This is a genomic window from Acidovorax sp. JG5 (assembly GCF_017939685.1).
Lineage (GTDB): Bacteria > Pseudomonadota > Gammaproteobacteria > Burkholderiales > Burkholderiaceae_C > Acidovorax.
The window spans coordinates 226,882-239,560 of the sequence record NZ_JAGKSE010000001.1 but is presented as its reverse complement, the minus strand read 5'-3'; the positions used below and the strand labels follow the sequence as shown (position 1 = coordinate 239,560).

Below are 12,679 nucleotides of genomic sequence, written 5' to 3'. Positions count from 1 at the left end.
ATTTCATTCAAATTCTGGACCTGACATGGCCTACAGCGACCTGCGCGACTTCATGGCCCAGCTCGAAGCCACGGGCGAGCTGCGCCGCGTGGCGGAACCCGTATCGCCCCACCTGGAGATGACCGCGCTGAGCGACCGCGTGCTGCGCGCGGGCGGCCCGGCGCTGCTGTTCACCCAGCCCACGGGCCACCGCATGCCGGTGCTGACCAACCTGTTTGGCACGACAGCCCGCGTGGCCCGCGCCATGGGCGTGCCCGACCTGCGCGGCGTGCGCGCCCTGGGCACCTTGCTCGCCACGCTGAAGGAGCCCGAGGCGCCGAAAGGCTTCAAAGACATGCTGGGCATGGGCCAGCTGCTCAAGACCCTGTGGAACATGGCGCCGTACACCGTGGCGCGCGGCGCGCCCTGCCAGCAGGAGGTGTGGGAAGGCCCCGATGTCGATCTGGCCCGCCTGCCCGTGCAGCACTGCTGGCCGGGCGACGTGGCCCCGCTCATCACCTGGGGCCTGACCATCACGCGCGGGCCGCGCAAGGCGCGGCAAAACCTGGGCATCTACCGCCAGCAGGTGGTCGGGCGCAACCAGGTCATCGTGCGCTGGCTGGCGCACCGGGGCGGCGCGTTGGACTTTGCCGACCACTGCGCCGCACACCCCGGCCAGCCCTACCCCGTGGCCGTGGCGCTGGGGGCCGACCCGGCCACGCTGCTCGGTGCCGTCACGCCCGTGCCCGATGCCTTGAGCGAATACCAGTTTGCCGGCCTGCTGCGCGGCGCGCGCACCGAGGTGGTGGCGGCACTGGGCGTGCCCCTGCAAGTGCCCGCCACCGCCGAGATCGTGCTCGAAGGCCACATCCAGCCCGATGCCACCCACGCGAGCGGCTGGCAGCACGCGCTGGAAGGGCCGTATGGCGACCACACCGGCTACTACAATGAATGCGCCGAGTTCCCCGTGCTCACCATAGACCGCATCACGCAGCGCCGGGACGCGATCTACCACAGCACCTACACCGGCAAGCCGCCCGACGAGCCCGCCGTGCTGGGCCTGGCGATGAACGAGCTGTTCATCCCGCTGCTGCAAAAGCAGTTCCCCGAGATCGTGGACTTCTACCTGCCGCCCGAAGGCTGCAGCTACCGAATGGCGGTGGTCAGCATCCGCAAGGCCTACGCAGGCCACGCGCGGCGCGTGATGATGGGCGTGTGGAGCCACTTGCGCCAGTTCATGTACACCAAGTTCATCGTGGTGGTGGATGCCGATGTGGACGTGCGCAATTGGAAAGACGTGATCTGGGCCATCACCACCCGCATGGACCCGGCGCGCGATACCATGATGGTGGAGCACACCCCCATCGACTACCTGGACTTCGCCTCGCCCGTGAGCGGCCTGGGCAGCAAGATGGGGATGGATGCCACGAACAAGTGGCCCGGCGAAACCCAGCGCGAGTGGGGCCGCCCCATGGCCATGGACGCTGCCGTGCAGGCGCGCATGGACGCGCTCTTCGCAGCGCTCGGTTTTTAGCGCGCCAAGGCCGTAGGCCCTGCGTCAACGCGGCATTCCGGTCATTCTGCGCGGGCCAAGGCGCACCACGGGGGCGGCTCTCACCCCAGTCGCGCAGAAGACAAGCACGCCCCGCGTTGTTTGCGACGATGCGCCAGCCCCGGCATAGAGGGCCCTGCACCGGCACCCCACGGATGCCGCGATGCAGCACCGCGCACACCACAAGGAGACAAAAGCAATGCAGCAGCCCGGCAGCATGATGGACCGGCCGTTACTGGTTTCGGCCATCCTCGAGCATGGTGAGAACCAATACGGCGACCAGCAGATCGTCTCGCGCGACACCGATGGCAGCCTGCACCGCTACCGCTTTGCCGACATGGCGCGGCGCGCCCGGCAGCTCGCCAACGCACTGCAGGCGCTGGGGCTTCGCCCCGGCAGCGTGGTGGGCTCGCTGGCCTGGAACAACCACCGCCACCTGGAGGCGTATTACGCCGTGTCCGGCAGCGGCATGGTCATGCACACCTGCAACCCGCGCCTGCACCCCGAGCAGCTGGCCTACATCGTCAACCACGCCGACGACGAGGTGGTGCTGTTCGACACCAGCTTTGCGCCGCTGGTGCGCGCCATTGCGGCATCGTGCCCCCGCGTGCGGCACTGGGTGGCCCTGTGTGATGCCGGTGCGCTGGGCGCCATCGACCTGCAGGGGGTGCCCGGAGTCGAGGCCTATGAGACGCTGGTGGCCCGCCAGGGCGACCGCTTCACCTGGCCCGAATGCGATGAAAAGACTGGCGCGGCGCTGTGCTACACGTCGGGCACCACCGGCAACCCCAAGGGCGTGTTGTATTCGCACCGGGCGCTGGTGCTCAGCGCCCTGTCGGCCTGCATGCCGGGCGTGCTCAGCATCAGCGCGCAGGAGACCATCCTGCCCGTGGTGCCCATGTTCCACATCAACGCGTGGTGCCTGCCCTATGCAGCCCTGATTGGCGGCGCCAAGCTGGTGCTGCCCGGCCCGCGCCTGGACGCCGCCAGCCTGTACGAGCTGATGGAAACCGAGCGCGTCACCGTCAGCGCGGGTGTGCCCACCATTTGGATGGGCCTGATCCAGCATGTGGAACAGCACCAGCTGCGCTTTAGCACCATGCGGCGCACGGGCGTGGGCGGCTCGGCCATGCCCAAGGCGCTGATCGCCAAGTTCAACGACCAGTTTGGCGTGGACGTGCGCCACGGCTGGGGCATGACCGAGACCACGGCCATTGCCACCATGAGCACGCTGGGCGCGGGTGATGCCGAGCTGCCGCCCGAGGACCGCCACGCGCTGATCGCCAAGCAGGGCAAGTCGGTGTTCGGCATCGAACTCAAGCTGGTGGACGAAAACGGCGCCAGCCTTCCACGTGACGGCGTTGCACAGGGCGAGCTGATGGTGCGCGGCCAATGGATTGTGGACCGGTACCACAAGGCCGAGCGCTCGGCGCTGGCCGATGGCTGGTTCCCCACGGGCGACATCGCCACCATCAATCCGCAAGGCGTGGTGCAGATCCGCGACCGCACCAAGGACGTGATCAAGTCCGGCGGTGAGTGGATCAGCTCCATCGACCTGGAGAACGCCGCCGTGGCCCACCCCGCAGTGGCCATGGCGGCCGTCATCGGCGTCAAGCACCCCCGGTGGGACGAACGCCCTCTGCTCTTCATCGTGCGCAAGCCGGGCCAGCCGGTGGACAAAGCGCAGATCCTGGACTTTCTCGCGCAGCGTGTCGCCAAGTGGTGGCTGCCCGACGACGTGCTGTTTGTGGACAGCCTGCCGCTGGGCGGCACCGGCAAGGTCCAGAAAAACGAGCTGCGGCAACGCCATGGCTCGGTGTTCGGCGGCGAGTGACACAGCCACGCGTTGACGGCTGTCGGCTTTCCTTTCTTTCCCACTCACCCACCCCACGGAGACACACATGAACATGGTTCCCAGGAAATGGCCTCACCAATGGCTCAAGGCCGGCGCCTGCGCCGCAGCGCTGGTGATCGCGGCGCACGCCGGCGCGGCCGAGACGGTGAAGATCGGCTTCATCGACCTGCTGTCCGGCCCCTTTGCGCTCACCGGCCAACGCTCGCTCAACCAGCTGCGCGAGGTGGTGGCGCAGGTCAACGCCAAGGCGGGGCCCAACGAGCCACGGTTCGAGGTGGTGGACTTTGACAACAAGGGCACGCCGCAGGAGAGCTTGAACGCGCTCAAGGCCGCCACCGACCGGGGTGTGCGCTACATCACCCAGGGGGGCGGATCGGGCGTGGCGCTGGCGCTGGTCGATGCGCTCAACAAGCTCGCCGAGCGCGACCCGGAGCGCGCCACCGTGTACCTCAACTACGCCGCCATGGACCCGCAGCTCACCAACGAGCGCTGCAGCTTCTGGCACTTCCGCTTCTATCCATCGAGCGAGATGAAGATGGAGGCGCTGACCACCTATCTGCAAGGCCGCAAGGATGTGAAGCGCGTGTACCTGATCAACCAGGACTACACCCACGGCCGCCAGGTCTCCAAGGCCGCCAAGGAGTACCTGGCCCGCAAGCGGCCCGACATCGAGATCGTGGGTGAAGACTTCATCCCCATTGCGCAGACGCGCGACTTTGCCTCGTACGTGGCGAAGATGGCCGCTGCCAAGGCCGATACGGTCATCACGTCCAACTGGGGCAGCGACCTGACGCTGTTGTTCAAGTCGTCCCGCGACTACGGCCTGAACATCAACTACTTCACGCTCAACGCCAATAACCCTGGCACGCCCGCGCAAATTGGCCCCTGGGGTGAGGACAAGGTGGGGGTGATCTGGAACTGGGTGCACAACGCCCCTACTCCCGAGCTGGAAAAGATCTACGTGGACTACAAGAAAAAGACGGGCGACGACTTTGTGTTTGCCGCCCACTGGAACAGCGTGCACATGCTGCGCGAGGCCATGCGCAAGGCGCAGTCCACCGACGCCAAGAAGGTCGCGCTCGCCCTGGAAGGCATGACCTACAAGAGCCCCATGGGCGAGGTGCGCATGCGCAAGACCGACCACCAGCTCGAAGCCCCGCTTTACCTGGGCATCTGGGCCAAGCAGGGCAGCAAGGGTGTGAAGTACGACGCCGAGAAAACCGGTTACGGCTTCCGCTCCGAAGTGGTCTGGGACTCTTACGTTAGCGCCCAGCCCACTTCTTGCCAGATGAGGCGGCCTTCCTGAGCGCGCCCCTGGGCGGTAGGTGCAGCGTCAGCCCAGCAAGCCCTTGGGCACCTTGTCCGCTTTCTTCTCCACCGGGTTGGCTGTGAGCCACTGCGCCGCGTACTGCCGCATGAACTCCTTGGCCTTCTCGGGCCGGGCCGTGAGCCAGGCGTCGTAGGCGCCTTCGTTCAGGATGGCGGGCATGCTTTTCTCGCTGCCCGGCTGGCCGTAGCGGTGCAGCAGCGCGTGGTTGTTGGCGTTCACGGTGAGCAGGCAGTAGCTGATGATCACCTCGCCATCCGCGCCTTGCCAGCGTGCCCACAGGCCTGCCACGCCCATGGGCTTGCCGTCCACGCGCGCAACGCGGGTGGGCACGGCCTTGCCGCTGCGCAGGTCGTCTTCATAAAACGCGGCCATGGGCACGATGCAGCGCTGGCCCTTCAGCCAGGCATCGCGAAACGCCGTGCCGGTCGAGGCGGTGTCGGACTTGGCATTGACCAGCTTGGGCGCGCGCAGCTTGGCGTCGGACGCCGACTTGACCCAGTGCGGCACCAGGCCCCACTGCGCTGGCACCAGCACGCGTGCGGGCGCAGCGTTGTCGGTGGATGGCGGCGCGGCCTCGGGCGCGGCCCCTGGCGGTTGCGACAGGGCCGCCGCCGTCGCTGCATGCACGATGAAAAAGCCTGGCTTGCGCGGCCACAGGTGGCGCTCGCCCAGCGCTGCTGGGGGCTCTACCGCAAACGCCTCGCGGTAGGTATCGGCTTGCTGCAGGGTTTCGTAATGGGTACTCATCGGGCCATGGTACCTGCGTGGGGGAGTTTCGCAGCGAAAAGGGCATCAAGCGCTTTATTGATAAGCGCTACAAGCTATCAAATGCAGAGCAAATCAGTGGCCTGGCCAGCCAACCGGCTGCGTCACATCCCGCTATCGCAGTGCGTGCCCGCTTACAAACCCAGCATCAATTGCAGGTTTTGCACCGCAGCACCGCTGGCGCCCTTGCCCAGGTTATCCAGGCGCGCCACCAGCACGGCGTGGCGGTAGGTTTCGTTGGCGAACACGCGCAACTCCAGCTTGTTGGTGTCGTTGAGCGCGGTGGGCTCCAACTTGCCATCTTCGGTGGGTGGCAGCACGCTCACCCACTGCGCGGGCGTGTTGCTCTGGGCGTAGTGCGCGGCCAGCGCGTCGTGCAGGTCGGCCGCCTTGGGCTGGCCCGGCAGCAGATCCAGGTGCAGGGGCAACTGCACCAGCATGCCCTGGCGGAAGTTGCCGACGGCCGGTACGAAGATGGGCCGGCGCGTGAGCCCGGTGTATTTCAGGATCTCGGGCAGGTGCTTGTGCGACAGGCCCAGCGCGTACAGCTCGAACGGTGCGGCCTGGCCCTGCTCATAAGCCTCGATCATGGTGCGGCCGCCGCCCGAATAGCCACTGACCGAAGGCAGCGCCAGCGGAAAGTCTTCAGGCACCAGGCCCGCATCGACCAGCGGGCGCAGCAGGGCAATCGCGCCGGTGGCGTAGCAGCCGGGGTTGGAGACGCGCAGCGCCTCGCGCACGGCCTGCGCCTGACCGGCGGCCAGCTCGGGGAAACCAAACACCCAGCCCGGTGCCGTGCGGTGCGCGGTGCTGGCGTCGATCACCTTCACCTGGCGGCCGGTGTTTTTTTCGATGTCATCGACCATGGCCACGGTCTCGCGCGCGGCGTCGTCGTGCAGGCACAGCACCACCAGGTCCACGCCCGCAATCAGTTCGCGCTTGGCGGCAGGGTCCTTGCGCAGCTCGGGGGCAATGCTGACCAGTTCGATCTGCGGCATGGCCTGCAGGCGTTCACGGATTTGCAGGCCCGTGGTGCCGGCTTCGCCATCGATAAAGATTCTGGACATGTGAATGCTCCTGCAAGGGGTGAATGTGCTGTGGGCGACCTTGTAAGCTGGGCACAAGGGTTGGTGCGGTGCAGCATGATACAGTCGCCCGCTGCCATGTTCCCAGCCCGCGTCCAGACAATTGTTGTTCATGGTAAACGGGTAAATACCATCCTTCCCTGAGAGAGACCTCATGAAGATTCACGAATACCAAGGCAAGGAAATCTTGCGCAATTTTGGTGTGCCCGTTCCGCGTGGCATTCCCGCGTTCACGGTGCAAGAAGCCGTTGAAGCAGCCCAGAAACTCGGCGGCCCCGTGTGGGTTGTCAAGGCCCAGATCCACGCCGGTGGGCGCGGCAAGGGCGGCGGCGTGAAGGTTGCCAAGACCATTGACGACGTCAAGCGCATTGCGGGCGAAATCCTGGGCATGCAGCTCAAGACCCACCAGACCGGCCCCGAAGGCCAGAAGGTGCGCCGCCTGTACATCGAAGACGGCGCCGACATCAAGAACGAGCTGTATGTATCGCTGGTCACCGACCGCGCGACGCAAAAGGTGGCCCTGATCGCTTCGTCTGAGGGCGGCATGGACATCGAGGAAGTGGCCCACTCCACGCCCGAGAAGATCGTCACCGAGATGATCGACCCGATGACCGGCATCACCGCCGAGCAAAGCAAGAAAGTTGCCGCAGCCATTGGCCTGACCGGCGCTTCCATCGACCAGGCCGTAGACATCTTCGCCAAGATCTACAAGTGCTACATGGAAACCGACGCGTCGCTGGTGGAAATCAACCCACTGAACTGCGACTCCAAGGGCAACTTGATGGCCCTGGACTCGAAGTTCAACTTCGACCCCAATGCGCTGTTCCGCCACCCCGAAATCGTGGCCCTGCGCGACCTCGATGAAGAAGACCCGGCCGAAGTGGAAGCCAGCAAGTTCGACCTGGCCTACATCAGCCTGGATGGCAACATCGGCTGCCTGGTCAACGGCGCCGGCCTGGCCATGGCCACCATGGACACCATCAAGCTGTTTGGCGGCGAGCCGGCCAACTTCCTCGACGTGGGCGGTGGCGCCACCGCCGAGAAGGTCACCGAAGCCTTCAAGATCATGCTGAGCAACCCCAAGGTGGAAGGCATTCTGGTCAACATCTTCGGCGGCATCATGAAGTGCGACACCATCGCCACCGGCGTGATCACCGCCTGCAAGGCCGTGAACCTGTCGGTGCCGCTGGTGGTGCGCATGAAGGGCACGAACGAAGAGCTGGGCAAGAAGCTGCTGGCCGAGTCCGGCCTGCCCATAATTGCCGCAGACACCATGGCCGAAGCCGCTACAAAAATTGTGGCAGCAGTGAAGTAAGAAGCCCGGAGAAATACCCATGTCGATCTACATCAACAAAGACACCAAGGTCATCACCCAGGGCATCACGGGCAAGACTGGCCAGTTCCACACCGAAAAGTGCCAGGAATACGCGAACGGCAAGAACGCCTTCGTGGCCGGCGTGAACCCCAAGAAGGCCGGCGAGTCGATCTTCAACATCCCGATCTACGCCTCCGTCAAGGAAGCCGCCGCGCAAACCGGCGCCACCGTGTCGGTGATCTACGTGCCGCCCGCAGGCGCCGCTGCCGCCATCTGGGAAGCCGTCGAGGCCGACCTGGACATGGCAATCTGCATCACCGAAGGCATTCCAGTGCGCGACATGCTCATGGTGCGCAACAAGATGAAGGCCAAGGAAGCCGCCGGCGGCAAGAAGACGCTGCTGCTGGGCCCCAACTGCCCCGGCATCATCACGCCCGACGAAATCAAGATCGGCATCATGCCCGGCCACATCCACCGCAAGGGCCGCATCGGCGTGGTGAGCCGCTCGGGCACGCTGACGTACGAAGCCGTGGCCATGCTGACCGAAGTGGGCCTGGGCCAATCCACCGCCGTGGGCATTGGTGGCGACCCCATCAATGGCTTGAAGCACATCGACGTGATGAAGGCCTTCAATGACGACCCCGACACCGATGCCGTCATCATGATTGGCGAAATCGGCGGCCCCGACGAAGCCGAAGCAGCGCAGTGGTGCAAGGCCAACATGAAGAAGCCCATCGTCGGCTTCATCGCGGGCGTGACGGCTCCGGCCGGCAAGCGCATGGGCCACGCAGGCGCGCTGATCTCCGGCGGTGCCGATACGGCCGATGCCAAGCTCGCCATCATGGAAGAGTCGGGCTTCGTCATCACGCGCAACCCCTCGGAACTGGGCAAGCTGCTCAAGGCCCAGCTGAAGTAATTCAGTCGCTGCCGTAAGCAGAATTACGGACGACCCGGGCGCCGCCGCCCGATAGATTGGCGTCTCAAAAAAACAGAAGCGCCCGAAACCCTGGTTTCGGGCGCTTCTTGCATTCATGACAATGGAGTTACGTCATTGAATTTCTGCGCAGTGCCGATTTTTGGATCGGTCTCGTCAAGATCGTCTGGATCAACATCGTTCTTTCTGGCGACATCGCGGTCGTCATTGCACTGGCCGCGCGCTCCCTGCCGCCGCACCAGCAACGCAAGGCCGTTTTCTGGGGTTCCGGCGCAGCCGTGGTGCTGCGCATAGCGTTGACGGTGGGCATCGGCAAGTTCTGGCCGCAGGTGCGACGTAGCGTGGACAGCCTGGACAGTGACAAAAATGACATGTCCATGACGACCTGCCGCCAGGATCGTCAGTAAAAGGGCGCGATTGAGCGCCAGGCCCGGCGAGCCAAGGCTATTGGCTTTGGCCGGGGCGCATCATGATGCGGGCGCAGAAATTGCTGCCTGACTCCCAGTCGAAACAGCAAGACTGAGAGTTTTTTGACCATGCAAGCGCTTCCCAATCCATGACACCAGGGCTGGTCACCACCCCCATGGCGCTAGCGCTGCAAACCCCATGCGCTCGTCTATGATGCGGGGCGCAATGCAATGGGCCTGACATGGCAGATTTCCTGGTAACCGTGATGAAACCTCCCGCTGTCCGGAATTCGGCGCTTTCACAGTCTTCGGCTGCCTGACGACGCACGCGGCAACCTCCATGACCTACGAATTTTTCGCCCGCACCGACCGTGGACGGGTGCGCAGCAACAACGAAGATGCGGTGGCCTTTGACCGCGATGCGCAACTGGCCATACTGGCGGACGGCATGGGCGGCTACAACGCTGGCGAAGTCGCCAGTGCCATGGCCACCACCTTCATTCGTTCGGAAATGGCGCGTTGGCTCACTCAAATGGGCAAGGCTGCGCAAGTTGTCGACGTTCGAAAGGCGCTCGAAATCTGCGTGGAAAACGCAAACCACGCCGTTTTGGGCGCATCCCTTTCCAACCCCCAGTACGCCGGCATGGGCACCACGCTGGTGGTGGGCGTATTTCGGGGCGACCGGCTCATTTTGGGCCACGTCGGCGATTCGCGTTGTTATCGCCTGCGCGATGGCGTGTTGCAGCAAATCACGCGCGACCATTCCTGGCTACAGGAACAGGTGGACGCAGGCTTTCTCACCCCCCAGCAAGCCGCCGCGTCCGGCAACCGCAATCTGGTCACGCGTGCGCTGGGGGTGGAGCCGCATGTGCAAATGGAAGTGAACGAGTTCCAGGTGGCCCCGCACGATTTGTTCCTCATGTGCTCGGACGGCCTGACCGACATGGTGTCCGATGCCGACCTTGCCGAAATACTGCGCGCATCCGTGCCGCTGCAAGACAAAGCCACTTTGCTCATCGACACCGCCAATGCCCAGGGCGGGCGCGACAACATCAGCGTGCTACTGGTGCAAACCACAGCGCGCGGCAAGAAACGTGGCTTCATGTCCCGATGGGTCAGGACTGCATGATGCCGTTCACGCATACAACAACTCAACATCTTAGGAGTGGATCATGCCCAGATTGATCGTTTCGATCGACAGCGTTGTCATCAAAGAGGTCGAGTTGACCAAGGACCGAACCACGCTGGGCCGACGCCCCTACAACGACATCGTCATTGACAACCTTGCCGTCAGCGGAGAGCACGCCGTCATCCACATGACCGAAGACGAGGTCGAAATCGAAGACCTGGGCAGCACCAATGGCACCTATGTCAACGCCAAGGCCATCAAGCGCCAGGAGCTGCGCAACGGCGACGTCATTGAACTGGGCAAATACAAGATCCGCTTCCTTCAAGCAGCCGAGAGCGAAAACTTCGAAAAAACCACGGCCTTCAGGCCCAGCATGGCGTCCTCGCTTGCGGCGGCGGCGCCCCGCCCCGCCCCTGCACCAACCCCATCGGGGGTCGCCCCCTATTCGGCGCGCATTCGCGTGCTGTCGGGCGCGGCCGCCGGGCGCGAGGTGGCCTTGCGGAAAGTGGTTACCACCATTGGCAAGCCCGGCGTGGCCGTGGCCGCCATCACCAAGCGCCACCAGGGCCATGTGCTGGCCCACGTCGAAGGGGCCAACATGCCTTTGATTAACGGCGCCCCCATGGTGGGCGCCTCCGTGCCCCTCAAACATGGTGACCGCATCACCCTGGCAGGCACCGACATGCAATTCGAACAAATCTGATAACTCTGTGGGTTGCTGCATTGCCAGCAGCGCCCCGGGGGTGGCTTTTGGGTGCCGACAAAACAGACCGTTCTGATTCAACTTCGAGCAAGGCTGGCATGAAGGTTCGCGTGTTGGGCTGCTCCGGCGCCATTGCCCAGGGCTGCCGCACCACCTCGTTTCTGGTGGATGGGCGCATTCTCATCGACGCAGGCACCGGCGTGGGCGACCTCACCCTGGCAGAAATGCGCCAGATCGACCATGTGCTGCTCACCCACTCGCACCTGGACCATGTGGCAGCCCTGCCCCTGATGCTCGATGCCGTGTCCTCCCTGCGCAGCACGCCGGTGCAGGTGCACGCCCTGCCCGCCACCATCGCCGCGCTGCAGTCCCACATATTCAACAACATCATCTGGCCTGATTTCAGTGGCATACCCAGCGCTGCAGCGCCCTTGCTGGCCTACACAGCACTACAAACCGGGCAAGTGCTGCAGATAGCAGGCCTGCACATCGAAGTGCTGCCCGCCATCCACACCGTGCCCGCCGTGGGCTACGCCGTGCAAGGCCACACCGGCTGGTGGGTGTTCAGCGGCGACACCGGCCCCAACCCCGCCTTCTGGCAACGCATCAACCAGCTGCCCCTGGCCATGCTGGTCATAGAAACCGCCTTCAGCAACCACGAAAGCGCCCTGGCGCAGCGCAGCCTGCACCTGGCACCCCACACCCTGGCGCAAGAGCTGGCGCAGCTCGCGCCCGGCAAACAATGCCCCATCTACATCACGCACACCAAGCCGTCCGAGACGCAATTGATCGTGCAAGAAGTGCGCCGCTTCGACGCCCTCACGCACCCCGGCAACGCGGCGCCACATGACATTTCGTGGCTGCAGGCGGGGCAAGCGTTTGAGGTGTAGGGCACAGCTGTGGCACGGCAACCCGTTGCCATATACTTTCGCCATATACCCTTGCCCAGGAGCGCGGCCATGACCATCAGCACCGTCTTCATCAACAACCGCACGCAAGCCGTCCGCATCCCCATCGACCTGCGCCTGCCCGACGGCGTGCGCAAAGTCGAAGTGCGGGCCAAAGGCAACGAGCGCATCATTTCCCCCGTGGGGCAGACATGGGACAGCTTCTTTCTGAACGGCCCTGCAGTGAGCGACGACTTCATGCCAGAGCGCGCCAGCCAGCACCAGGCAGAGCGGGAATCGCTCTGATGCTGCGCTACCTGCTCGACACCAACATCGTCATCTACGTTGTGAAGCGCCGCCCCGTCGAGGTCATGCCGATCTTTAACGCCAACGCCGGCCGCATGGCCATATCGGCCATCACCTTGTCGGAGCTCATGCACGGCGCCGAAAAAAGCAGCAAGGTCAGCGAAAACCTGGCGGTCATCGAAGACTTTTGCAGCCGCCTTGAAGTGCTGCCCTACGGCAGCAAGGCGGCCCAGCACTATGGCGCCATCCGCGCCGGGCTGGAAAAAATCGGCCAGCCCATGGGAGTGAACGACCTGCACATAGCGGCCCATGCGCGCAGCGAAGGGCTCGTCATGGTGACCCACAACGTGGGCGAGTTCGCCAGGGTGCCCGCCCTGCAAGTGGAAAACTGGGTCGGCACGAACAAGTGACCCCCATCGCATGCACCACGGC

At 64.5% G+C, this 12,679-nt stretch carries 13 protein-coding genes and 1 pseudogene; 12 read left to right on the top strand and 2 right to left on the bottom strand.

Annotation, left to right across the window (positions count from 1 at the left end; all coding sequences use genetic code 11):
* The first annotated feature begins 25 nt into the window (after positions 1-25).
* The 3 genes from ubiD (at position 26) to J8G26_RS01055 (ending at position 4,692) form a co-directional block, all read left to right on the top strand.
* A complete protein-coding gene (gene ubiD / locus J8G26_RS01065; protein WP_210567606.1) occupies positions 26-1,513 on the top strand; it encodes a 4-hydroxy-3-polyprenylbenzoate decarboxylase in 1,488 nt (495 codons plus the stop codon).
* A gap of 217 nt (positions 1,514-1,730) precedes the next feature.
* The gene (locus J8G26_RS01060; protein ID WP_210567605.1) at positions 1,731-3,365 is read left to right on the top strand and encodes a long-chain-fatty-acid--CoA ligase; all 1,635 of its coding nucleotides are present in this window, start codon (positions 1,731-1,733) and stop codon (positions 3,363-3,365) included.
* A 67-nt stretch (positions 3,366-3,432) separates the two neighbouring features.
* Positions 3,433-4,692: a branched-chain amino acid ABC transporter substrate-binding protein gene (locus tag J8G26_RS01055; protein WP_210567604.1), complete on the top strand. Its 1,260-nt coding sequence runs from the start codon at positions 3,433-3,435 to the stop codon at positions 4,690-4,692.
* A 27-nt stretch (positions 4,693-4,719) separates the two neighbouring features.
* On the opposite strand, the gene J8G26_RS01050 is transcribed toward J8G26_RS01055, so the two are convergent.
* Both J8G26_RS01050 and argC read right to left on the bottom strand, forming a co-directional pair.
* Positions 4,720-5,463: an SOS response-associated peptidase family protein gene (locus tag J8G26_RS01050; protein ID WP_210567603.1), complete on the bottom strand. Its 744-nt coding sequence runs from the start codon at positions 5,461-5,463 to the stop codon at positions 4,720-4,722.
* A gap of 152 nt (positions 5,464-5,615) precedes the next feature.
* On the bottom strand, positions 5,616-6,548 hold the full coding sequence (gene argC / locus J8G26_RS01045) for an N-acetyl-gamma-glutamyl-phosphate reductase (RefSeq protein WP_210567602.1): 933 nt from the start codon (positions 6,546-6,548) through the stop codon (positions 5,616-5,618).
* 172 nt (positions 6,549-6,720) lie between these two features.
* Here argC and sucC point away from each other — a divergent pair, with 172 nt between their 5' ends.
* The 9 genes and pseudogenes from sucC to vapC all read left to right on the top strand — a co-directional run bounded on the left by sucC (position 6,721) and on the right by vapC (position 12,657).
* Positions 6,721-7,881, top strand: a complete 1,161-nt coding sequence (gene sucC / locus J8G26_RS01040; protein ID WP_210567601.1) for an ADP-forming succinate--CoA ligase subunit beta — start codon at positions 6,721-6,723, stop codon at positions 7,879-7,881.
* Positions 7,882-7,900: 19 nt separating this feature from the next.
* Entirely contained in the window at positions 7,901-8,797 is an 897-nt protein-coding gene (gene sucD / locus J8G26_RS01035) for a succinate--CoA ligase subunit alpha (RefSeq protein WP_087748055.1), read from the top strand.
* Positions 8,798-8,931: 134 nt separating this feature from the next.
* Positions 8,932-9,120: pseudogene (locus tag J8G26_RS01030) on the top strand (TerC family protein); the annotation flags it as partial.
* The gene (locus J8G26_RS19515; RefSeq protein WP_282598114.1) at positions 9,094-9,222 is read left to right on the top strand and encodes a hypothetical protein; all 129 of its coding nucleotides are present in this window, start codon (positions 9,094-9,096) and stop codon (positions 9,220-9,222) included. The pseudogene J8G26_RS01030 and the gene J8G26_RS19515, both read left to right, overlap by 27 nt.
* 340 nt (positions 9,223-9,562) lie before the next feature.
* Positions 9,563-10,351 carry a Stp1/IreP family PP2C-type Ser/Thr phosphatase gene (locus tag J8G26_RS01025; protein WP_210567600.1) on the top strand — a complete coding sequence of 263 codons (789 nt, stop codon included), beginning with the start codon at positions 9,563-9,565 and terminating at the stop codon, positions 10,349-10,351.
* 43 nt (positions 10,352-10,394) lie between these two features.
* On the top strand, positions 10,395-11,054 hold the full coding sequence (locus tag J8G26_RS01020) for an FHA domain-containing protein (RefSeq protein WP_210567599.1): 660 nt from the start codon (positions 10,395-10,397) through the stop codon (positions 11,052-11,054).
* 98 nt (positions 11,055-11,152) lie between these two features.
* Positions 11,153-11,944, top strand: coding sequence for a 3',5'-cyclic-nucleotide phosphodiesterase (locus J8G26_RS01015; protein WP_210567598.1), 792 nt, complete (start codon positions 11,153-11,155; stop codon positions 11,942-11,944).
* A gap of 69 nt (positions 11,945-12,013) precedes the next feature.
* On the top strand, positions 12,014-12,247 hold the full coding sequence (gene vapB, locus J8G26_RS01010) for a type II toxin-antitoxin system VapB family antitoxin (RefSeq protein WP_087748051.1): 234 nt from the start codon (positions 12,014-12,016) through the stop codon (positions 12,245-12,247).
* Positions 12,247-12,657: a tRNA(fMet)-specific endonuclease VapC gene (gene vapC, locus J8G26_RS01005; RefSeq protein WP_210567597.1), complete on the top strand. Its 411-nt coding sequence runs from the start codon at positions 12,247-12,249 to the stop codon at positions 12,655-12,657. The genes vapB and vapC overlap by 1 nt, the downstream gene beginning before the upstream one ends.
* Positions 12,658-12,679: the final 22 nt, after the last annotated feature.

Bases quoted from the DNA above. Each gene is read 5' to 3' on its own strand.
- J8G26_RS01055 (WP_210567604.1), top strand. From the start codon at position 3,433: ATGAACATGGTTCCCAGGAAATGGCCTCACCAATGGCTCAAGGCCGGC.
- J8G26_RS01050 (WP_210567603.1), bottom strand. From the start codon at position 5,463: ATGAGTACCCATTACGAAACCCTGCAGCAAGCCGATACCTACCGCGAG.
- sucD (WP_087748055.1), top strand. From the start codon at position 7,901: ATGTCGATCTACATCAACAAAGACACCAAGGTCATCACCCAGGGCATC.
- argC (WP_210567602.1), bottom strand. From the start codon at position 6,548: ATGTCCAGAATCTTTATCGATGGCGAAGCCGGCACCACGGGCCTGCAA.
- vapB (WP_087748051.1), top strand. From the start codon at position 12,014: ATGACCATCAGCACCGTCTTCATCAACAACCGCACGCAAGCCGTCCGC.
- vapC (WP_210567597.1), top strand. From the start codon at position 12,247: ATGCTGCGCTACCTGCTCGACACCAACATCGTCATCTACGTTGTGAAG.
- J8G26_RS01060 (WP_210567605.1), top strand. From the start codon at position 1,731: ATGCAGCAGCCCGGCAGCATGATGGACCGGCCGTTACTGGTTTCGGCC.
- ubiD (WP_210567606.1), top strand. From the start codon at position 26: ATGGCCTACAGCGACCTGCGCGACTTCATGGCCCAGCTCGAAGCCACG.
- J8G26_RS01020 (WP_210567599.1), top strand. From the start codon at position 10,395: ATGCCCAGATTGATCGTTTCGATCGACAGCGTTGTCATCAAAGAGGTC.
- J8G26_RS01025 (WP_210567600.1), top strand. From the start codon at position 9,563: ATGACCTACGAATTTTTCGCCCGCACCGACCGTGGACGGGTGCGCAGC.
- J8G26_RS01015 (WP_210567598.1), top strand. From the start codon at position 11,153: ATGAAGGTTCGCGTGTTGGGCTGCTCCGGCGCCATTGCCCAGGGCTGC.
- sucC (WP_210567601.1), top strand. From the start codon at position 6,721: ATGAAGATTCACGAATACCAAGGCAAGGAAATCTTGCGCAATTTTGGT.